Origin of the sequence: Herbaspirillum huttiense, from assembly GCF_047300815.1 — a bacterium.
Classification (GTDB): Bacteria; Pseudomonadota; Gammaproteobacteria; order Burkholderiales; family Burkholderiaceae_D; genus Herbaspirillum; species Herbaspirillum huttiense_A.
In genome coordinates, this window is record NZ_CP178608.1 from 98,410 (window position 1) to 120,150 (window position 21,741).

The window sequence follows — 21,741 nt, forward strand, 5'->3', positions numbered from 1 at the left end:
GCCTTTGCCAGGCTCAACAGGACCCCAGCCTCATGAAAATCGCTTTCCTCGCCGATCCTCTGGACACGTTCAAGACGTACAAGGATTCCACCTTCGCCATGATGCGCGAGGCCGCGCGTCGCGGGCACGGCATTTACGCCTTCGAACAGGGCGACCTGGTGCTGGAAAACGGCCTAGTGACCGCCAATGCCTTCAAGGTCAGCTTGACCGGCGAGGCCGATGACTGGTATCGCGCCGACAAGCCGGCGTCGACCTTCCTCTCCGAATTCGATGCGGTGATCGTGCGCAAGGATCCGCCCTTCGACATGGAGTACATCTACACCACTTACCTGCTGGAGCTGGCCGAGAAGCAGGGGGCGCGCGTGTTCAACAAGCCGGCCGCCATTCGCAGCCACAACGAGAAGCTGGCCATTGCCCAGTTCCCGCAGTACACCGCGCCGACCCTGGTCACGCGCGACGCCAAGCGCCTGCGCGCCTTCCACGATGAGCACCAGGACGTGATCCTGAAGCCCCTCGATGGCATGGGCGGCATGGGCATCTTCCGCGTCAAGGCTGACGGCATGAATCTGGGCTCCATCATCGAAACCCTGACCGACAACGGTCAACGCACGATCATGGCGCAGCGTTTCATTCCCCAGATCAGCGCAGGCGACAAGCGCATTCTCCTGATCGGCGGCAAGGTGGTGCCCAATGTGCTGGCACGCATTCCGCAGGGCAACGAGGTGCGCGGCAACCTGGCCGCAGGCGGGTTGGGCAAAGCACAGCCGGCATCGGCACGCGACATCGAGATCGGCGAGGCGCTGGGGCCGATCTTGTATCAACGTGGTCTGTTACTGGTAGGATTGGACGCTATCGGCGACTATCTCACCGAAATCAACGTCACCAGCCCGACCTGCTTCCAGGAAATCACCGAGCAGACCGGGTTTGATGTGGCGGCGATGTTCGTGGATGCGCTGGAGGCAGCCGCAGGGGCAGCAGAAGCAACAGGGTCGGTCGGATAATGGGATCGACAGAGCATGACGGGCTGCTCGGGGAAAAGCGCGTCGCATCAGATGGCAACAATTCCATGGTTGGTATTCTTCTCTTGACGCACGCCCCGCTGGGGCAAGCTTTCCTGGCTGCCGCCACGCACGTTTTCCGCGGCCGCCCCGAACGGATGGAGGCGATCGACGTGATCGCCGACCAGAACCCGGCGGAAGTGCAAAAACTGGCCATCGAGGCGGTTGAACGCCTCGATGATGGCAGTGGCGTACTGGTCATCACCGATGTGATGGGTGGCACGCCCTCCAACTGTACGGGCTTCCTGTGCGGGCTGGGCAACGTCCAGGTGATCGCCGGCATCAGCCTGCCCATGCTGCTGCGGGCGCTGACCTACCGCAACGATACGCTGGATGTGGTGGTGGAAATGGCGCTGGCAGGGGGCCAGAATGGTGCGGTGCGGATCGACAACCGCATCCGGGTGGCGGCCTCGGCCTGAACCTTGCTTGCCCGGCTGCATCGAACCGCGCCAATACGATAAAAACGAAAGCAGAACATGATTCAAAAAGAACTCGAAATCGTCAACAAGCTGGGCCTGCACGCACGCGCCTCGGCCAAGCTCACCCAGCTGGCCGGCAAGTTCAAGAGCGAAGTCTGGCTGACCTTCAACAAGCGCCGCGTCAATGCCAAGTCCATCATGGGCGTGATGATGCTGGCCGCCGGCAAGGGCAGCATCGTCACCCTGGAAACCAACGGTGCCGATGAGCAGGAATGCTTCACCGCCCTGGAAGCCCTGATTGCCGACAAGTTCGGCGAAGGCCAGTAATTCCCCTCACCGCGCTCGCGGTATTGCGCCGCAGCACCGCGGCGCGGCTGGAATGCTTCTTGCGATATGTCAAGGCCCGCGCACTTCCTGTGCGGGCTGAAACAATGTTCATATACGCTGCCTGTCCATCTGTCTTCAGTGTGTCGCGCCCGGTCCTGATTGCCAAACCGCTTTTTGTTCGGTAACTTGCTCCAGCTACCGCGCGCTGGCAACACGGCGGACTATAAGAAAACAGGCAGGAGATACGCGATGGCTTCATTCAGCTTACATGGAATCGCGGTGTCGCAAGGCATCGCCATCGGACGCGCGCACTTGATGGCGCCGGCCGCCCTGGACGTCAAACACTACCTGATCGCGCCCGACCAGGTCGAGGCCGAGATCGAGCGCTTGAAGAGTGCGGTCAAGGCGGTGCACCAGGAACTTCATATCATCCGCTCCGAATTGCCCAAGGATGCGCCGCCCGAGCTGGGCGCCTTCATTGATGTGCATTCGCTCATTTTGTCGGACCCGATGCTGGCCGAGGTGCCGCAGGACATCATCCGGCATCGTTACTACAACGCCGAGTGGGCGCTGGTGACCCAGATCGAGGAATTGTCGGCCCAGTTCGACGAGATCGAAGACCCTTACCTGCGCGAGCGCAAAGCCGACATCCAGCAGGTTGGCGAGCGCATCCTCAAGATACTGACCGGCAGCGCCACCCACCTGCCGCCCACCGGCGAGGCCGCCGCCAACATCATCGTAGTGGCCCACGACATCTCGCCGGCCGACATGCTGCAGTTCCGCGAGAGCGCCTTTGCCGGCTTCGTCACCGACCTGGGCGGTCCCAATTCGCATACCGCCATCGTGGCGCGCAGCCTGGCCATTCCGGCGGCCGTCGGCATGCACAATGCGTCGGTGCTGGTGAAGCACGATGATGTGCTCATCATCGATGGCGACGCCGGTGTGGTCATCGTCGATCCATCCCCGCTGGTACTGGCGCAGTACCGCGCACGGCAGGAGCGGCTGCTGCGCGAGCGGAAGAAACTTTCACGTCTCAAGAAGACCCCGTCCATCACCCAGGATGGCGAGCCGATCACGCTCCTGGCCAACATCGAGCTGCCCAACGATGCCGCCAACGCCTTCGAGGCGGGCGCGATGGGCATCGGGCTGTTCCGTTCGGAATTCCTCTTCATGGGGCGGGCCGGGCATCTGGAGAAATTCCCCAGCGAGGATGAGCAGTTTGAATCCTACAAGCAGGCCGTCATCGCCATGAAGGGCAGGGTGGTCACCATCCGTACACTGGACGTGGGGGCCGACAAGCCGTTGGACGAGGACGAGGAAACCGCCCTGAACCCGGCGCTGGGCTTGCGCGCGATCCGCTATTGCCTGTCCGAGCCGCAGATGTTCCTGACGCAGCTGCGGGCCATCCTGCGGGCCTCGGCCTATGGCCCGATCAAGCTGCTGGTGCCGATGATGGCCCATGCCTTCGAGATCGACCAGACGCTGTCCATGATCGAACAGGCCAAGCAGCAGTTGCGCGACCGCAAGCAGAAGTTCGACGAAGAGATCCCGGTCGGTGCCATGATCGAAATCCCGGCGGCTGCTTTGGCGCTGCCCTTGTTCATCAAGCGGCTGGACTTCCTCTCCATCGGCACCAATGACCTGATCCAGTACACCCTGGCCATTGACCGCGTGGACCATGAGGTGGCGCATCTCTACGATCCGCTGCATCCGGCGGTGCTGTTCCTGCTCTCGACCGTGATTGCCCAAGGCCGCAAGGCCGGCATTCCGGTCTCGGTGTGCGGCGAAATGGCCGGTGACCTGAAATGGACGCGCCTGCTCCTGGGCATGGGGCTGCTGGAGTTCTCCATGCACCCTTCGCAGATCTTGTCGGTGAAGAACGAGATCTTGAACAGCGACCTGCGCCTGCTCGAACCGCAGGTCAAGAAGGTCCTGCGTGCCACCGAGCCCGCTGCCATCAGTGCGGCCATGGCACAGTTGCAAGCCTTGCATGCCGAGCCGGCCGTGCCTGAAGCCAAGGTGGCGGCGCGCCGCCGCTAGCCGCAAGTGCGCCGGGCAGGGCCGTTTGACGGGCCTGCCCGACTTGGGTATTCTTACGCCACTGCGCCGATTTGAACGGTTTGACCAACTTCAGCTTGCGGGCGCCGGGATCCTGATCCCATCTAAATGCGGCTAAAGCGAGCTTGGATCAGCTGTTTCTCCCAAGACTGCCCCGCCCCATCGATGAGTGAGCCCGCAAGCATTGCTTCCGGGCTTTTTTGTTGCCCGCGCACGAGACTGGTCACTCCGCCCGGCGAAGCGACCGCCATGCCGCTCCCAATAGCCGCCTGGCGCCGAGTCACTTACGCAGAACAATCATGTCGATCGGAATCGTATCGCCCCAGGTCATGCATTTCGCCGAGCCGCTGCCGCTGCAAAGCGGTGCCGCGCTGGCGGACTACTCGCTGACCTATGAAACCTACGGCACCTTGAATGCCGACAAATCCAATGCCGTGCTGGTCTGCCATGCGCTCAATGCTTCACATCACGTGGCTGGCGTCTACGCCGACGCCCCGGACAACGTGGGCTGGTGGGACAACATGGTCGGTCCCGGCAAGTCGCTGGATACGGACCGCTTCTTCGTCATTGGCGTGAACAACCTGGGCTCCTGTTTTGGCTCGACCGGGCCGATGCATCCCAACCCGGCTACCGGCCAACCCTACGGTGCGGACTTCCCGGTGGTGACGGTGGAAGACTGGGTCAACGCCCAGGCGCGCCTGGCCGACCGGCTCGGCATCGACTGCTTCGCCGCCGTCATGGGCGGCTCGCTGGGCGGCATGCAGGCGCTGGCCTGGAGCATGATGTATCCGGACCGTCTGCGCCACTGTCTGGTGATCGCCTCCACGCCCAAGCTGTCGGCGCAGAACATCGCCTTCAACGACGTCGCGCGCCAGGCCATCCTGACCGATCCCCAGTACCACGGCGGCGATTTCTATGCGCATGGCGTGGTGCCCAAGAACGGCCTGCGGGTGGCGCGCATGGTGGGCCACATCACCTATCTGTCGGACGACGACATGGCCGAAAAATTCGGCCGTGACCTGCGTTCGGGCGAGTACCAGTTCGGCTATGGGGTGGATTTCGAGATCGAATCCTACCTGCGCTACCAAGGCGACAAGTTCTCGACCTACTTCGACGCCAACACCTATCTGCTCATCACCAAGGCGCTGGACTACTTCGATCCGGCGCGCGAATTCGGCGGCGACCTGGCGCGTGCCTTCGCCCGCACGAAGGCCAAGTTCCTGCTGGTGTCCTTCACGACCGACTGGCGCTTCTCGCCTGAACGCAGCCGTGAGATGGTGGAGGCACTGGTGGCCAACAGGCGCCGCGTGAGCTATGCCGAAATCGACGCCCCGCACGGGCACGACGCTTTCCTGCTGGATGATGCGCGCTACATGAAGGTGGTGCGCGAGTACTACGGAAGCATCTGGACTGAACTGCAGCAGGAGGGCCGCGCATGACTTTCGAACAATTGAGCGCGTTGCGCCCCGACCTGGCCTTCATCGCCCACTGGGTGCGCGAGAAGTCGCAGGTGCTGGACCTGGGTTGCGGCGACGGCGTGATGCTGGACTATCTGCAATCCGACAAGGGCTGCTCGGGCTATGGCGTGGAGATCGACGATGAGCAGATCCCCAAGTGCGTGGCGCGCAATGTCTCGGTGATCCAGCAGGACTTGAACGGTGGCCTGGCCATGTTCGAGGACAATGCCTTCGATACCGTGCTGTGCCTGTCGGCGCTGCAGATGGTCAAGGATGTGGAGGGAACCTTGCGCGAGATCGCCCGGGTCGGGCGCGAGGTGACGGTGTCCTTCCCCAACTTCGCCTACTGGCCGCACCGCGTGGCGCTGCTGCGCGGACGCATGCCGGTGTCCAGGAGCCTGCCCTACCAGTGGTACGATACGCCCAACCTGCGCTGCGCCACGATCAGGGACTTTGAGGCACTGGCCAACGAGCTGGGCCTGGAAGTGCTGGAATGCGTGGCTCTCAAGGACGGCAAGCCGGTGCGCTACTTCCCGAACTGGCGCGGCAGCCTGGCGGTCTTCCGGCTGCGCAAGAAGTAAGCGGAAATCCGATCACCAGGATTTTGCAAAAAGCTTCACCATGCCCCGCAGACGCCGGTCCGGCAGTGCCTATCGCTGGCGACCGGCGTTTTTGTTTCATGTTTCGCGTTTTTCGAGCTGATCCGCCCATGACCGCACCCGCCGCTTCCTGGCAGCAATACCTGAACCGGCGCATGCTGATCTGCGTCTTCCTCGGATTCACTTCCGGCCTGCCGCTCTTTATCCTCTTGAGCCTGCTGCAGGCCTGGCTGGCCAAGTCCGGCCTGAACGTCAAGACGCTCGGGCTGTTCGCGCTGGTGATGTTCCCCTATACCTGGAAGTTCGTGTGGTCGCCGTTGATGGACCGCTTCCACTTCGGCCGCATCGGTCGTCGGCGCGGCTGGATGGTGTTCACCCAGCTGCTGCTGTTCCTGGCCATTGGCGGCATGGGCATGCTCGATCCTCTCACTGACGTGAGCACGATCGCCTTCATGGCTTCGGTGGTGGCCTTCCTCTCGGCCAGCCAGGACATCGCCATCGATGCCTATCGGCGCGAGATCCTGCCCGAAGCCGAACTGGGCCTGGGCAGCGCCATCCACGTCAATGCCTACAAGCTCTCCGGCATGGTGCCGGGCGCGCTGTCGCTGGTGCTGGCCGACCAGATGCCATGGCCGACCGTGTTCTGGATCACCGCAGCCTTCATGCTGCCGGGCCTGCTGTGCTCGCTGGTGGTAAAGGAACCGAAGGTCTACGGGACGCCACCCAAGAGCCTGACCGAAGCCGTGGTGCTGCCTTTCCGCGAATTCATCGCCCGCGGCGGCTGGGGCAATGCGCTGTGGGTACTGGGCTTCATCTTCCTCTACAAGCTGGGCGACAGCATGGCCACGGCGCTGGCCACCAAGTTCTACATCGACCTGGGCTTCTCGATGACGGAGATCGGCGTGGTCTCCAAGACGACCAGCCTGTGGGCCAGCGTGGCCGGCGGCATCATCGGCGGCATCTGGATGGTGCGGCTGGGCATCAATCGCGGGCTGTGGGTGTTCGGGGTACTGCAGGCGGTGCCCATCCTCGGGTTTGCCTGGCTGGCCCACGTCGGTGCCAGCCTGCCGGTGCTGGCGGTGGTGATCGGGCTGGAAGCCTTTGGTGTGGGCCTGGGGACCACGGCCTTCGTAGCCTACATCATGCGTGAGACCGATCCGCGCTACACCGCCACCCAGTTTGCCCTGTTCACCAGTTTGATGGCCGTGCCTCGAACTTTTGTGAATTCTTCGGTGGGTTATATCGTCGCCGACACCGGCTGGTTAAATTTTTTTCTAATTTGTTTCGTTCTGGCCTTGCCTGGAATGCTGATGTTGCCTAGAATTGCGCCCTGGAATGAAAAGCCGGTTGAGTCGCAGACACAAAAAGCCTGAAGATTCGAAAAAACGTCGCGGGTCGTTCCTCTGAGCAATATCCGGCAGTTGATAAAATATTTTGCCTCGAAGCGAAAATTTAGTTGACAGTCCAAAGATGTTCCTCTATAGTTTTGAGTTCCCTGCACGGAGAGGTGGCCGAGTGGTTAATGGCAGCAGACTGTAAATCTGCCCTCTTACGAGTACGCTGGTTCGAATCCAGCCCTCTCCACCAATAGGCCGGGAGTCAAAGCAGTCTGCAGTACATACGCGATCGAAAGACGCGGCGGTTGTGAAGTGAACGTTGTTTCCTCGCGGGTGTAGCTCAATGGTAGAGCTGAAGCCTTCCAAGCTTAAGACGAGGGTTCGATTCCCTTCACCCGCTCCAAGTTTTGGTCCGGTTGCATGTTTGGTTGTTGTGCAGTCGGAAAAATGCCCTTGTAGCTCAGTGGTAGAGCACTCCCTTGGTAAGGGAGAGGCCACGTGTTCAATCCACGTCAAGGGCACCAGTTTCTCGTCGTATCGCTGACAAGTCAGTAATCAGTCGGGCGTGTTGCCTGGACATTCTCATCAAATTTAGGAGTCTAAGATGGCAAAAGGCAAGTTTGAACGGACCAAGCCGCACGTGAACGTCGGCACCATCGGTCACGTTGACCACGGCAAGACCACCCTGACCGCTGCAATCGCAACCGTTCTGTCGAAGAAGTTCGGCGGCGAAGCGAAGGCCTACGACCAGATCGACGCAGCGCCTGAAGAAAAGGCGCGCGGCATCACCATCAACACCGCGCACGTCGAATACGAAACCGCAAACCGCCACTACGCGCACGTTGACTGCCCAGGCCACGCCGACTATGTGAAGAACATGATCACCGGCGCAGCCCAGATGGACGGCGCGATCCTGGTGTGCTCGGCCGCTGACGGCCCGATGCCCCAGACCCGCGAACACATCCTGCTGTCGCGTCAGGTTGGCGTTCCTTACATCATCGTCTTCCTGAACAAGGCTGACATGGTGGACGACGCTGAACTGCTGGAACTGGTGGAAATGGAAGTGCGCGAACTGCTGTCGAAGTACGAGTTCCCTGGCGACGACCTGCCCATCGTGAAGGGTTCGGCCAAGCTGGCGCTGGAAGGCGACACTGGTCCCCTGGGCGAGCAAGCCATCATGGCTCTGGCTGAAGCCCTGGACACCTACATCCCGACCCCGGAACGTGCCGTTGACGGTACCTTCCTGATGCCGGTGGAAGACGTGTTCTCGATCTCCGGCCGTGGCACCGTGGTGACCGGTCGCGTTGAGCGCGGCATCATCAAGGTCGGCGAAGAAATCGAAATCGTCGGTATCGCTGACACCCAGAAGACCACCTGCACCGGCGTGGAAATGTTCCGCAAGCTGCTGGACCAAGGTCAAGCTGGCGACAACGTTGGCGTGCTGCTGCGCGGCACCAAGCGTGAAGACGTGCAGCGTGGCCAGGTTCTGGCCAAGCCGGGTTCGATCAAGCCGCACAAGCACTTCACCGGCGAGATCTATGTTCTGTCGAAGGACGAAGGCGGCCGTCACACCCCGTTCTTCAACAACTACCGTCCGCAGTTCTACTTCCGTACCACCGACGTGACCGGTGCGATCGAACTGCCGAAGGACAAGGAAATGGTCATGCCGGGCGACAACGTGTCGATCACCGTGCAACTGATCAACCCGATCGCCATGGAAGAAGGTCTGCGCTTCGCTATCCGTGAAGGCGGCCGTACCGTCGGCGCCGGCGTGGTTGCCAAGATCTTCGACTAAGATCAAGCTGTAAAACACTTTGCCGCGGTGCGTAACGTATCGCGGCATTCGTGTCTCAATCGCGAGTTTTTGTAGGGGCGTAGCTCAATTGGCAGAGCGTCGGTCTCCAAAACCGAAGGTTGGGGGTTCGATGCCCTCCGCCCCTGCCACCGACTCTGGTGCAGGGTACTGAAAGTAAATATGTCTAGCCAGCCAGTTCAAACCGTCAACACCTCCAACGACAAGATCAAGATCGCATTGGCGATCGTGGCTGTGGTTGCAGGCGTGGTCGGTTTTTTTGTGTTGTCTGATCAGTCGACTCCGGTGCGCGCTGTCGCCCTGGTCGCCGGTCTGCTGGTGGCTGTGGCGTTTGCCTGGACGTCTGCACAAGGCCGCGGCTTCGTCGGTTTCGCCAAGGAATCCGTGCGCGAAACCAAGAAAGTCGTCTGGCCCACCCGCAAGGAAGCCATGCAGATCACGGCGGTGGTCTTCGCCTTCGTGCTGATCATGGCCATCTTCCTCTGGGGTACGGACAAGTTGCTCGAGTTCCTGTTGTACGACGTAATTTTGGGCTGGAAATAACATGAGCGATAGCACGCAAGACAGCGCACCGATTGGTGCGCAAAGCGTTTCAAGCGCCGGAAACAAGCGCTGGTACGTGGTGCATGCGTATTCCGGCATGGAAAAGAGCGTGCAGCGCGCGCTGACCGAGCGCATCAACCGCGCCGGCATGCAAGAACAGTTCGGCCAGATCCTGGTGCCGACTGAAGAAGTCGTTGATATGAAGAATGGTCACAAGTCCGTGACCGAGCGTCGTTTCTTCCCGGGCTACGTCCTGGTCGAGATGGAAATGACGGACGAGACCTGGCACTTGGTGAAGAACACCGCCAAAGTGACCGGTTTCATCGGTGGCAAGTCGAATCGTCCGACTCCGCTGCCGCAGCGCGAAGTGGACTCGCTGCTCCGCCAGATGCAAGAAGGCGTCGAGAAGCCCCGTCCGAAGGTGCTCTACGAAGTTGGCGAAATGGTCCGCATCAAGGAAGGCCCGTTCACCGACTTCAACGGCAACGTCGAGGAAGTGAACTACGAGAAATCGCGCGTGCGCGTCTCGGTCACCATCTTCGGTCGCGCCACCCCGGTCGAACTCGAATTCGGCCAACTGGAAAAAGTCTGATCCCGCCCTCCGGAATCCCGCCTTTCCCTGTCAAGTTTTCAACGCCCGCTGGAGCGTACCGGACAAGTCATCGTCCGATCATCCAGCCATCCGAGGAGCCGCAGTAAGGAGCCGCAAGGCGAATGAGTCGGCGCTACAACTCAATCAATAAGGAGCCGTCATGGCAAAGAAGATTATTGGTTTTATCAAGCTGCAAGTGCCAGCTGGTAAAGCAAACCCGTCCCCCCCGATCGGCCCGGCCCTGGGTCAGCGCGGTCTGAACATCATGGAGTTCTGCAAGGCCTTCAACGCCCAGACTCAAGGTGTCGAACCCGGTCTGCCGATTCCGGTCGTGATCACCGCCTTCGCGGACAAGTCCTTCACCTTCGTGATGAAGACTCCGCCGGCGACCATCCTGATCAAGAAGGCTGCTGGTATCCAGAAGGGTTCCGCCAAGCCGCATACCGACAAGGTCGGCAAGATCACCCGCAAGCAAGCGGAAGAGATCGCAACCCAGAAGAAGCCGGACCTGACCGCTGCTGATCTGGAAGCTGCCGTGCGTACCATCGCTGGTTCCGCACGTTCGATGGGCATCACGGTGGAGGGTCTGTAATGGCTAAGGTATCCAAGCGCGTCAAGGCAATGAAGGAAAAGGTCGATCGTACCAAGGCCTATCCGTTCGACAACGCCGTTTCCCTGATCAAGGAATTTGCAACCGCCAAGTTCAACGAATCGATCGACGTGTCCGTCCAGCTGGGCGTGGACGCGAAGAAGTCGGACCAAGTGGTCCGTGGTTCGGTGGTGCTGCCTGCCGGTACCGGCAAGACCGTTCGCGTGGCCGTGTTCGCCTCCGGCGACAAGGCTGAAGCTGCCAAGGCAGCTGGCGCTGACGTGGTCGGCATGGAAGACCTGGCAGAGCGCGTGAAGGCCGGCGACATGCCGTTCGACATCGTCATCGCTTCGCCCGACACCATGCGTATCGTCGGTACCCTGGGTCAGATCCTGGGTCCCCGCGGCCTGATGCCTAACCCGAAGGTTGGCACCGTGACCCCGGACGTGGCGACTGCCGTCAAGAACGCCAAGGCTGGTCAAGTGCAATACCGTACCGACAAGTCCGGTATCATCCACGCCACCATCGGCCGCAAGTCGTTCTCCGACGCCGATCTGAAGGCCAACCTGATGGCCCTGATCGATGCCCTGAACAAGGCCAAGCCGGCCAGCAGCAAGGGTGTTTACCTGCGCAAGATCGCTCTGTCGTCCACCATGGGCGCTGGCGTTCGCGTGGACCAGGCTTCCCTGGCTGCCTAAGCAAGCAATACAGTCCCCGTTTCCGAGAGGAGGCGGGGCATCTCTTTGGGCTGCCGCAGTTGAATGCAATCAGCAATCGATTGCGGCAGGCCTTCAAAGACCGTTGGGCGGAAGCCGGCAGCAACAAGCCGGATGAAGTTAAAAACGCTGGCCGCAAGTCCAGTGAACCCAACGCAGATGGTGAACCCGAGCAAGTTTCGTAGTCTCAGGCAGCATATTCAGTTTTGCCCTATGCTGCAGTGAACTCCTAAACGTCGGACGCCGTGTTCGAACCGGTGCAAGGCAAGCAGGCAGTGGCCTGTGTAGTGGCCGAGTACTATTTTTGGAGGTTGATCTTGAGTCTCAATCTGAATGACAAGAAGGCCGTCGTCGCCGAAGTTTCCGCAAAGGTAGCAACTGCGCAAACGATCGTCGTGGCCGAATACCGTGGCATCCAGGTTGGTTCCTTGACGCAACTGCGCGCACAAGCGCGTGCCCAAGGCGTGTACCTGCGCGTGTTGAAAAACACGCTGGCTCGTCGCGCTGTTGAAGGCACGAAGTTTGCCGACCTCGCCCCGCAACTGACCGGTCCGCTGATCTACTCGATCTCGGAAGATGCCGTGGCCGCTGCCAAAGTCCTGTCGGACTTTGCCAAGACCAACGACAAGCTGGTTGTGAAGGCAGGTAACTACGAAGGCAAGCAGCTGGACAAGGCTGCTGTGGCTTCGCTGGCAAACATCCCGTCTCGCGAAGTTCTGCTGGCCCAGGTCCTGGGCATGATGCAGGCTCCGGTGTCGGGCTTTGCGCGCGCTCTGGCTGCCCTGGCAGCCAAGAAGGAAGCCGAAGCCGCATGAGGCACGGCCGCCTGAGGCGGCCCCGCTCTGCAGTTTCGATGCTTTCGCGTCACTACCAATCTGATGTTATTACCGAAATAAATTTAGGAGTTTCAAATGGCAATTAGCAAAGAAGACATCCTGGAAGCCGTTGGCGCGCTGTCCGTGATGGAACTGAATGACCTGGTCAAGGCATTCGAAGAGAAGTTTGGTGTTTCCGCTGCCGCAATGGCCGCTCCCGCTGCTGGCGGTGGCGCTGGTGCCGCTGCGGCTGCTGAAGAGCAGACCGAGTTCACCGTTGTGCTGGCTGAAGTCGGCGCCAACAAGGTCGGCGTCATCAAGGCCGTGCGTGAAATCACCGGTCTGGGCCTGAAGGAAGCCAAGGATCTGGTTGACGGTGCACCGAAGCCGGTCAAGGAAGGCATCGCCAAGGCTGACGCTGAAGCTGCCAAGAAGAAGCTGGAAGAAGCTGGCGCCAAGGCCGAACTGAAGTAATTCTCTTGCCTACCAAGGCGAGTCATTACTCCGGAGTCAAAGTGCAGAATCCCTTGAAAAAGGGATTCGGCTTTGGCTCCTTTGTCGTTTCTTATTTTTGCTGGTGATGTTGATGCGCCGCAGTATTCGTTGTCGGGAATATTAAGCGCGATCTCAGCAAAAAACTAGGGTAGACATTTGAAGATTTGAGTGCCGATGGCCCGGACTGCTTTGCCGGCAAGTCGCGCGGTCTGATCGAATCTTGAATTCTCTATCCTTCCTGTCACTCACGGAGTGTCCATGCACTACTCATTTACTGAGAAGAAGCGCATTCGCAAATCCTTCGCGAAACGCGCAAACGTCCACAACGTTCCGTTCCTGCTCGCGACTCAGATAGAGTCGTATCAGAATTTCCTGCAACCCGAACGTGCCGCATCGGAACGCAAGAATGAAGGCCTGCAATCGGCTTTCACCTCGATTTTCCCCATCGTGTCGCACAATGGCTTTGCGCGCCTCGAATTCCTGTCGTATGTGCTGGGCGCTCCGCCGTTTGACGTCAAAGAGTGCCAACAACGTGGCCTGACCTTCGCGTCCCCGCTGCGTGCCAAGGTGCGCCTGGTGATCCTGGACAAGGAATCGCCGACCAAGCCGGTCGTCAAGGAAATGAAGGAACAGGAAGTCTACATGGGCGAACTGCCCCTGATGACCACCACCGGTTCCTTCGTCATCAACGGCACCGAGCGCGTGATCGTGTCCCAGCTGCACCGCTCCCCGGGCGTGTTCTTCGAACACGACCGCGGCAAGACGCATTCTTCCGGCAAGCTGCTGTTCTCGGCCCGCATCATTCCTTACCGTGGCTCCTGGCTGGACTTCGAATTCGACCCGAAGGACATCCTGTTCTTCCGCGTCGACCGCCGCCGCAAGATGCCGGTGACGATTCTGCTGAAGGCCATCGGGATGACCTCCGAGCAGATCCTGGCGAACTTCTTCGTCTTCGACAACTTCAACCTGCACGCCGAAGGCGCGGACATGGAGTTCGTCTCCGAGCGCCTGCGCGGTGAAGTCGCACGTTTCGACATCACCGACAAGTCGGGCAAGGTGATGGTCGCCAAGGACAAGCGCATCAACGCCAAGCACGTGCGTGACATTGAAGCCGCCGGCATCAAGCACATCTCCGTGCCTGAGGACTACCTGCTGGGCCGCGTGCTGGCCAAGAACATCGTCGATCCGGACACCGGTGAAGTCGTGGCCAGCGCCAACGACGAACTGACCGAAGAACTGCTGGCCAAGCTGCGCGAAGCCAACATCTCGGCCATCCAGACCCTGTACACCAACGACCTGGACCAGGGCGGCTACATCTCGCAGACCCTGCGCACCGACGACACCGCCGACCAGACCGCCGCTCGCGTGGCGATCTACCGCATGATGCGTCCTGGCGAACCGCCGACCGAAGAGTCCGTGGAAGCGCTGTTCAACGGCCTGTTCTACAGCGAAGACCGCTACGACCTGTCGGCCGTGGGCCGCATGAAGTTCAACCGTCGCGTCAGCCGCGACGAGCTGACCGGTCCGATGACCCTGTCCAATGACGACATCTTGGCCGTCATCAAGATCCTGGTCGAACTGCGTAACGGCCGTGGCGAAGTCGATGACATCGACCACCTGGGCAACCGTCGCGTGCGTTGCGTGGGCGAACTGGCCGAAAACCAGTTCCGCGCCGGCCTGGTGCGCGTGGAGCGTGCCGTCAAGGAACGCCTGGGCCAAGCCGAGGCGGACAACCTGATGCCGCACGACCTGATCAACTCCAAGCCGATCTCGGCTGCCATCCGCGAGTTCTTCGGTTCGTCCCAGCTGTCGCAGTTCATGGACCAGACCAACCCGCTGTCGGAAATCACGCACAAGCGCCGCGTTTCCGCCCTGGGCCCTGGCGGTCTGACCCGCGAACGCGCCGGCTTCGAAGTACGCGACGTGCACCCGACCCACTACGGCCGCGTCTGCCCGATCGAAACGCCTGAAGGCCCGAACATCGGCCTGATCAACTCGCTGGCGCTGTATGCCCGCCTGAACGAATACGGTTTCCTGGAAACCCCGTACCGCAAGGTCGAGGGCAGCAAGGTCACCAACCAGATCGACTACCTGTCGGCCATCGAAGAAGGTCGTTACGTGATCGCCCAGGCGAACGCGACCATCGACGGCGAAGGCAAGCTGTCCGACGAACTGGTGTCGGCCCGTGAAGCTGGCGAAACCATCCTGGTCTCGCCGGAACGCGTGCAGTACATGGACGTGGCCCCGGGCCAGGTGGTGTCGGTGGCAGCCTCGCTGATTCCGTTCCTGGAACACGATGACGCGAACCGTGCACTGATGGGCGCCAACATGCAGCGCCAGGCCGTGCCTTGCCTGCGTCCGGAAAAGCCGTTGGTCGGCACCGGCATCGAGCGTACCGTGGCAGTCGACTCCGGTACTACCGTGCAAGCCCTGCGTGGCGGCGTGGTGGACTACGTCGATGCAGGCCGTGTGGTGATCCGCGTCAACGACGACGAAGCGCAAGCGGGCGAAGTCGGTGTGGACATCTACAACCTGATCAAGTACACCCGTTCCAACCAGAACACCAACATCAACCAGCGCCCGATCGTCAAGATCGGTGACCGCGTGGCCAAGCATGACGTGATCGCCGACGGTGCCTCCACCGACATGGGCGAGCTGGCCCTGGGCCAGAACATGCTGGTGGCGTTCATGCCCTGGAACGGCTACAACTTCGAAGACTCGATCCTGATCTCCGAGAAGGTCGTGGCCGATGACCGCTACACCTCGATCCACATCGAGGAACTGTCGGTCGTTGCACGTGACACCAAGCTGGGTGCAGAAGAAATCACCCGCGACATCTCCAACCTGGCCGAGAACCAACTGGCCCGCCTGGATGAGTCGGGTATCGTCTACATCGGCGCCGAAGTCGAAGCCGGCGACACCCTGGTCGGCAAGGTCACCCCGAAGGGCGAGACCCAGCTGACCCCGGAAGAGAAGCTGCTGCGCGCGATCTTCGGCGAGAAGGCTTCCGATGTGAAGGACACCTCGTTGCGCGTGCCCTCGGGCATGGTCGGCACCGTCATCGACGTGCAAGTGTTCACCCGCGAAGGCATCCAGCGCGACAAGCGCGCCCAGCAGATCATCGATGATGAACTCAAGCGCTATCGCCTGGACCTGAACGACCAGCTGCGTATCGTGGAAGGCGATGCCTTCCAGCGTCTGGAGCGTCTCTTGATCGGCAAGGTCGCCAACGGCGGTCCGAAGAAGCTGGTCAAGGGTACCAAGCTGGACAAGGCTTACCTGGACGACCTGGACAAGTTCCACTGGTTCGACATCCGCCCGGCCGACGACGACATCGCCAACGCACTGGAAGCCATCAAGGAATCCATCGCCGAGAAGCGTCACCAGTTCGACCTGGCCTTCGAAGAGAAGCGCAAGAAGCTGACCCAGGGCGACGAACTGCCGCCGGGCGTGCAGAAGATGGTCAAGGTCTACCTGGCCGTGAAGCGCCGCCTGCAGCCTGGCGACAAGATGGCCGGCCGTCACGGTAACAAGGGTGTGGTCTCGCGTATCCTGCCGATCGAAGACATGCCGCACATGGCCGACGGTACCCCCGCCGACATCGTGCTGAACCCGCTGGGCGTTCCGTCCCGTATGAACGTCGGCCAGGTGCTGGAAGTTCACCTGGGCTGGGCGGCCAAGGGTCTGGGCCTGCGTCTGGGCGAGATGGTGCAGGCGCAAGCCAAGGTCGCGGAACTGCGCAAGTTCCTCACCACCATCTACAACGAATCGGGCAAGAAGGAAGAACTGGATACCTTCAGCGATGAGGAAATCATCGAGCTGGTGACCAACCTGAAGAAGGGCGTGCCCTTCGCGACCCCGGTGTTCGACGGTGCGCATGAAGATGAAACCCGCCGCATGCTCGATCTGGCCTACCCGGACCCGATCGCCAAGCAGCTGGGCATGACCCCGTCCAAGAACCAGGTCACCATGTATGACGGCCGTACCGGCGAAGCTTTCGAGCGCACCGTGACCGTTGGCTACATGCACTACCTGAAGCTGCACCACCTGGTCGACGACAAGATGCACGCTCGTTCCACCGGCCCGTACTCGCTGGTGACCCAGCAGCCGCTGGGCGGCAAGGCGCAGTTCGGCGGCCAGCGTTTCGGCGAAATGGAAGTGTGGGCACTGGAAGCTTACGGTGCCTCCTACGTCCTGCAGGAAATGCTGACGGTGAAGTCCGACGACGTGAACGGCCGTACCAAGGTGTACGAGAACCTGGTCAAGGGCGATCACGTGATCGATGCCGGCATGCCGGAATCCTTCAACGTGTTGGTGAAGGAAATCCGCTCGCTGGGTATCGACATCGACCTGGAACGCGAATGATGTAAAGGGGTGCGCGGCGCAGGCTGCGCACCCCGCCGGTTTTTCCGGCAAAACAAGAATTCAAGAATTCAGTAGTGACGCATCGCTCCACGGGCGATGTGAACGAATCAAGAGAATCAAGAGATTCAAGCGAAGTACGGCAGTAAGCTGGGGAGGTCTGTCCCGGTATCGAGCGGCACCACGAAGCAGAAGCTTCGGTGGCTCTCCCGCTGATGCGAACAGGGTTAAGCAGGGTGAACCGGCCACACGTAAATTTAGTTTCTCACGCCAACCTGGAGTGATACATGAAAGCACTGCTCGATCTATTCAAGCAAGTCCAGCAAAACGAACAATTCGACGCGATCAAGATCGGTCTGGCTTCGCCTGACAAGATCCGCTCGTGGTCCTTCGGCGAAGTCAAGAAGCCGGAAACCATCAACTACCGTACCTTCAAGCCTGAGCGCGACGGCCTGTTCTGCGCCAAGATCTTCGGCCCCATCAAGGACTACGAGTGCCTGTGCGGCAAGTACAAGCGCCTGAAGCACCGTGGCGTGATCTGCGAAAAGTGCGGCGTGGAAGTGACCCTGGCCAAGGTGCGCCGTGAGCGCATGGGCCACATCGAGCTGGCGTCCCCGACTGCCCACATCTGGTTCCTGAAGTCGCTGCCGTCCCGTCTGGGCATGGTGCTGGACATGACCCTGCGCGACATCGAGCGCGTGCTGTACTTCGAAGCCTACGTCGTGACCGATCCTGGCATGACCCCGCTGAAGAAGTGCCAGATCATGTCCGAAGACGACTACGCCGCCAAGTACGAAGAGTACGGCGACGACTTCATCGCCTTCATGGGCGCCGAAGGTATCCGCGAACTGCTGCGCTCGATCGACATCGACCGCGAAGCGGAAACCCTGCGCCAGGAACTGAAGGACTCCAAGTCCGAAGCCAAGATCAAGAAGTACGCCAAGCGCCTGAAGGTGCTGGAGGCGTTCCAGCGCTCGGGCATCAAGCCCGACTGGATGATCATGGAAGTGCTGCCCGTGCTGCCGCCGGAACTGCGTCCGCTGGTGCCGCTGGATGGCGGCCGCTTCGCGACCTCCGACCTGAACGACCTGTACCGCCGCGTCATCAACCGTAACAACCGCCTGAAGCGCCTGATGGAGCTGCGTGCTCCAGAAATCATCACGCGCAACGAAAAGCGCATGCTGCAGGAAGCGGTCGACTCGCTGCTGGACAACGGTCGTCGCGGCAAGGCCATGACCGGCGCCAACAAGCGCCCGCTGAAGTCGCTGGCCGAAATGATCAAGGGCAAGGGCGGCCGTTTCCGTCAGAACTTGCTGGGCAAGCGCGTGGACTACTCGGGCCGTTCGGTCATCGTGGTGGGCCCGCAGCTGAAGCTGCACCAATGCGGCCTGCCCAAGCTGATGGCCCTGGAACTGTTCAAGCCCTTCATCTTCAACAAGCTGGAACTGATGGGTCTGTCGACCACCATCAAGGCCGCCAAGAAGCTGGTGGAAGCGCAAGAGCCGGTGGTCTGGGACATCCTGGAAGAAGTCATCCGCGAACACCCGGTCATGCTGAACCGTGCGCCGACCCTGCACCGTCTGGGCATCCAGGCGTTCGAGCCGGTCCTGATCGAAGGCAAGGCGATCCAGCTGCACCCGCTGGTGTGCGCAGCGTTCAACGCCGACTTCGACGGCGACCAGATGGCTGTCCACGTTCCGCTGTCGATCGAAGCACAGATGGAAGCCCGCACCCTGATGCTGGCCTCCAACAACATCCTGTTCCCGTCCAACGGCGAACCGTCGATCGTGCCGTCCCAGGATATCGTGCTGGGTCTGTACTATGCCACCCGTGAAGCCATCAACGGCAAGAACGAAGGCATGATGTTCCAGGACGTGTCGGAAGTCATCCGCGCTTACGACAACAAGGAAGTCGAGCTGGCTACCCGTATCACGGTGCGTATCGTGGAACACCCGAAGGATCCGGTCACCGGCGAATTCGTGCGTACCGTCAAGCGCTACGAGACCACCATCGGCCGCGCCATCCTCTCCGAGATCCTGCCCAAGGGCCTGCCGTTCTCGGTGCTGAACCGCGCGCTGAAGAAGAAGGAAATCTCCAAGCTGATCAACACGTCCTTCCGCAAGTGCGGTCTGCGTGCCACGGTCGTGTTTGCTGACCAGCTGATGCAGTCGGGCTTCCGCCTGGCGACCCGCGCCGGTATCTCCATCTGCGTGGACGACATGCTGGTGCCGCCGCAAAAGGCTACCCTGATCGCGGCTGCCGAGTCCGAAGTCAAGCAGATCGAACAGCAGTACTCCTCGGGTCTGGTGACCGCAGGCGAGCGCTACAACAAGGTCGTGGACATCTGGGGCAAGGCCGGTGACGAAGTCGGCAAGGCCATGATGGACCAGCTGAAGGTGGAAGACGTCATCACCCGCGAAGGCAAGAAGACCACTCAGGAATCGTTCAACGCGATTTACATGATGGCCGACTCCGGCGCCCGTGGTTCGGCGGCCCAGATTCGCCAGCTGGCCGGTATGCGCGGCCTGATGGCCAAGCCTGACGGCTCCATCATCGAGACGCCCATTACCGCGAACTTCCGCGAAGGCCTGAACGTGTTGCAGTACTTCATCTCGACGCACGGCGCCCGTAAGGGTCTGGCCGACACCGCGCTGAAGACCGCAAACTCCGGTTACCTGACCCGTCGTCTGGTGGACGTGACCCAGGATCTGGTCGTGATCGAAGACGATTGCGGCACCTCCAACGGTTCGGCCATGAAGGCGCTGGTTGAAGGCGGTGAAGTCATCGAAGCCCTGCGCGACCGTATCCTCGGCCGTGTGGCTGCGACCGACATCGTCAACCCGGAAGATCAAGCCACCCTGTTCGAAGCCGGCACCCTGCTGGACGAAGACAAGGTCGAAGAGATCGAACGCATGGGTATCGACGAAGTGAAGGTTCGTACTCCGCTGACCTGCGACACCCGCTATGGCCTGTGCGCCAAGTGCTATGGCCGCGACCTGGGCCGTGGCCTGCTGGTGAACTCCGGCGAAGCGGTTGGTGTGGTGGCTGCGCAGTCCATCGGTGAGCCGGGTACCCAGCTGACCATGCGTACCTTCCACATCGGTGGTGCAGCATCGCGTGCAGCGGTGGCCTCCTCGGTGGAAGCCAAGTCCAACGGCACCGTGCGCTTCACCGCCACGATGCGTTACGTGACCAATGGCAAGGGCGAACAGATCGTCATTTCCCGTTCCGGCGAAGTGCTGATCACCGACGACCTGGGCCGTGAGCGCGAGCGTCACAAAGTGCCGTACGGCGCCACCCTGATCGTCAAGGATGGCCTGACCATCAAGGCCGGTACCGCACTGGCGACCTGGGATCCGCTGACCCGTCCGATCATCACCGAGTACTCCGGTACCGTGAAGTTCGAAAACGTGGAAGAGGGTTCGACCGTGGCCAAGCAGATCGACGAAGTCACCGGTCTGTCGACCCTGGTGGTCATCGATGCCAAGCGTCGTGGTCCGTCGTCCAAGGTCATGCGTCCGCAGGTGAAACTGCTGAACGAACAAGGCGAAGAAGTGAAGATCGCCGGCACCGAACACTCGGTGACCATCGGCTTCCAGGTCGGCGCGCTGATCACCGTCAAGGACGGCCAGCAGGTGCATGTGGGTGAAGTGCTGGCCCGTATCCCGACCGAATCGCAGAAGACCCGTGACATTACCGGTGGTCTGCCGCGCGTGGCCGAGCTGTTCGAAGCCCGTTCGCCGAAGGATGCCGGCATGCTGGCCGAAGTCACTGGTACCGTTGCCTTCGGCAAGGAAACCAAGGGCAAGCAGCGTCTGGAAATCACCGACATGGAAGGTACCAAGCACGAGTTCCTGATCACCAAGGACAAGCAAGTGCTGGTGCACGACGGCCAGGTGGTGAACAAGGGCGAAATGATCGTCGACGGTCCGGCCGATCCGCAGGACATCCTGCGTCTGCTGGGTATCGAAGCGCTGGCCCGCTACATCGTGGACGAAGTGCAGGACGTGTACCGTCTGCAGGGCGTGAAGATCAACGACAAGCACATCGAAGTGATCGTGCGCCAGATGCTGCGCCGCGTGCAAGTGGTGGAGCCGGGCGACACCAACTACATCACCGGTGAGCAGGTCGAGCGCTCCGAACTGCTGGACGAGAACGACCGCGTGACCGCCGAAGGCAAGATCCCGGCGACTTACGAAAACGTGCTGCTGGGTATTACCAAGGCATCGCTGTCGACCGACTCCTTCATCTCGGCCGCATCGTTCCAGGAAACCACCCGCGTGCTGACCGAAGCGGCGATCATGGGCAAGAAGGACGGCCTGCGCGGCCTGAAGGAAAACGTCATCGTCGGCCGCCTGATCCCGGCCGGTACTGGCCTGGCCTTCCACCGCGCCCGCAAGGAAAAGGATGCATGGGAAGCCGAAGAGCGCGCAGCACTGCTCGAAGCCGAACGTGCCTCCCGTTCCGACTTCGCCGACGAGGAAGTCTCCTCGACCGAATCCATCGGTGGCGGCGAAGGCGAAGCGTAAGCATCGCTGGCAAGGCATCACGGGGCGGCCAG

16 protein-coding genes and 4 tRNA genes are annotated in these 21,741 nt (G+C 60.9%); all 20 read left to right on the forward strand.

Annotated elements, in window-relative coordinates; genetic code table 11:
• Positions 1 to 32: 32 nt before the first annotated feature.
• Entirely contained in the window at positions 33 to 1,001 is a 969-nt protein-coding gene (gshB, locus tag ACLRDN_RS00475) for a glutathione synthase (protein WP_413458548.1), read from the forward strand.
• 65 nt (positions 1,002 to 1,066) lie between these two features.
• Positions 1,067 to 1,477 carry a PTS sugar transporter subunit IIA gene (locus tag ACLRDN_RS00480; protein ID WP_186450237.1) on the forward strand — a complete coding sequence of 137 codons (411 nt, stop codon included), beginning with the start codon at positions 1,067 to 1,069 and terminating at the stop codon, positions 1,475 to 1,477.
• Positions 1,478 to 1,534: 57 nt separating this feature from the next.
• Positions 1,535 to 1,804: an HPr family phosphocarrier protein gene (locus tag ACLRDN_RS00485; RefSeq protein ID WP_034335020.1), complete on the forward strand. Its 270-nt coding sequence runs from the start codon at positions 1,535 to 1,537 to the stop codon at positions 1,802 to 1,804.
• Positions 1,805 to 2,053: 249 nt separating this feature from the next.
• Positions 2,054 to 3,844, forward strand: coding sequence for a phosphoenolpyruvate--protein phosphotransferase (gene ptsP / locus ACLRDN_RS00490; protein WP_413458549.1), 1,791 nt, complete (start codon positions 2,054 to 2,056; stop codon positions 3,842 to 3,844).
• 317 nt (positions 3,845 to 4,161) lie between these two features.
• Entirely contained in the window at positions 4,162 to 5,301 is a 1,140-nt protein-coding gene (gene metX / locus ACLRDN_RS00495) for a homoserine O-succinyltransferase MetX (protein ID WP_413458550.1), read from the forward strand.
• A complete protein-coding gene (gene metW / locus ACLRDN_RS00500) occupies positions 5,298 to 5,900 on the forward strand; it encodes a methionine biosynthesis protein MetW (RefSeq protein WP_034337480.1) in 603 nt (200 codons plus the stop codon). Before metX ends, metW begins: the two co-directional genes overlap by 4 nt.
• A 128-nt stretch (positions 5,901 to 6,028) precedes the next feature.
• On the forward strand, positions 6,029 to 7,291 hold the full coding sequence (locus ACLRDN_RS00505; RefSeq protein WP_039790490.1) for an AmpG family muropeptide MFS transporter: 1,263 nt from the start codon (positions 6,029 to 6,031) through the stop codon (positions 7,289 to 7,291).
• 128 nt (positions 7,292 to 7,419) lie between these two features.
• Positions 7,420 to 7,505 (forward strand) — tRNA-Tyr (locus ACLRDN_RS00510).
• Positions 7,506 to 7,584: 79 nt separating this feature from the next.
• Positions 7,585 to 7,658 (forward strand) — tRNA-Gly (locus tag ACLRDN_RS00515).
• Positions 7,659 to 7,704: 46 nt separating this feature from the next.
• Positions 7,705 to 7,779 (forward strand) — tRNA-Thr (locus tag ACLRDN_RS00520).
• Positions 7,780 to 7,859: 80 nt separating this feature from the next.
• The gene (gene tuf / locus ACLRDN_RS00525) at positions 7,860 to 9,050 is read left to right on the forward strand and encodes an elongation factor Tu (protein WP_008334097.1); all 1,191 of its coding nucleotides are present in this window, start codon (positions 7,860 to 7,862) and stop codon (positions 9,048 to 9,050) included.
• A gap of 73 nt (positions 9,051 to 9,123) precedes the next feature.
• Positions 9,124 to 9,199, forward strand: a tRNA-Trp gene (locus ACLRDN_RS00530).
• 31 nt (positions 9,200 to 9,230) lie between these two features.
• Positions 9,231 to 9,611 carry a preprotein translocase subunit SecE gene (gene secE / locus ACLRDN_RS00535; protein WP_013232176.1) on the forward strand — a complete coding sequence of 127 codons (381 nt, stop codon included), beginning with the start codon at positions 9,231 to 9,233 and terminating at the stop codon, positions 9,609 to 9,611.
• Between the two features lies 1 nt (position 9,612).
• Positions 9,613 to 10,203 carry a transcription termination/antitermination protein NusG gene (gene nusG / locus ACLRDN_RS00540; RefSeq protein ID WP_034333546.1) on the forward strand — a complete coding sequence of 197 codons (591 nt, stop codon included), beginning with the start codon at positions 9,613 to 9,615 and terminating at the stop codon, positions 10,201 to 10,203.
• 160 nt (positions 10,204 to 10,363) lie between these two features.
• Positions 10,364 to 10,795 carry a 50S ribosomal protein L11 gene (gene rplK / locus ACLRDN_RS00545; protein WP_007875265.1) on the forward strand — a complete coding sequence of 144 codons (432 nt, stop codon included), beginning with the start codon at positions 10,364 to 10,366 and terminating at the stop codon, positions 10,793 to 10,795.
• The gene (rplA, locus tag ACLRDN_RS00550; RefSeq protein ID WP_413458551.1) at positions 10,795 to 11,490 is read left to right on the forward strand and encodes a 50S ribosomal protein L1; all 696 of its coding nucleotides are present in this window, start codon (positions 10,795 to 10,797) and stop codon (positions 11,488 to 11,490) included. The genes rplK and rplA overlap by 1 nt, the downstream gene beginning before the upstream one ends.
• Before the next feature lie 335 nt (positions 11,491 to 11,825).
• Positions 11,826 to 12,323 (forward strand): 50S ribosomal protein L10, encoded by a 498-nt coding sequence (gene rplJ, locus ACLRDN_RS00555; protein ID WP_006465496.1) that lies wholly within the window; start codon positions 11,826 to 11,828, stop codon positions 12,321 to 12,323.
• Positions 12,324 to 12,419: 96 nt separating this feature from the next.
• On the forward strand, positions 12,420 to 12,797 hold the full coding sequence (gene rplL, locus ACLRDN_RS00560) for a 50S ribosomal protein L7/L12 (protein ID WP_034333536.1): 378 nt from the start codon (positions 12,420 to 12,422) through the stop codon (positions 12,795 to 12,797).
• A 279-nt stretch (positions 12,798 to 13,076) separates the two neighbouring features.
• Complete coding sequence (gene rpoB / locus ACLRDN_RS00565; RefSeq protein ID WP_413458552.1) at positions 13,077 to 17,183, forward strand: DNA-directed RNA polymerase subunit beta; 4,107 nt, start codon at positions 13,077 to 13,079, stop codon at positions 17,181 to 17,183.
• Between the two features lie 284 nt (positions 17,184 to 17,467).
• A complete protein-coding gene (gene rpoC / locus ACLRDN_RS00570; protein ID WP_039790487.1) occupies positions 17,468 to 21,709 on the forward strand; it encodes a DNA-directed RNA polymerase subunit beta' in 4,242 nt (1,413 codons plus the stop codon).
• Positions 21,710 to 21,741: the final 32 nt, after the last annotated feature.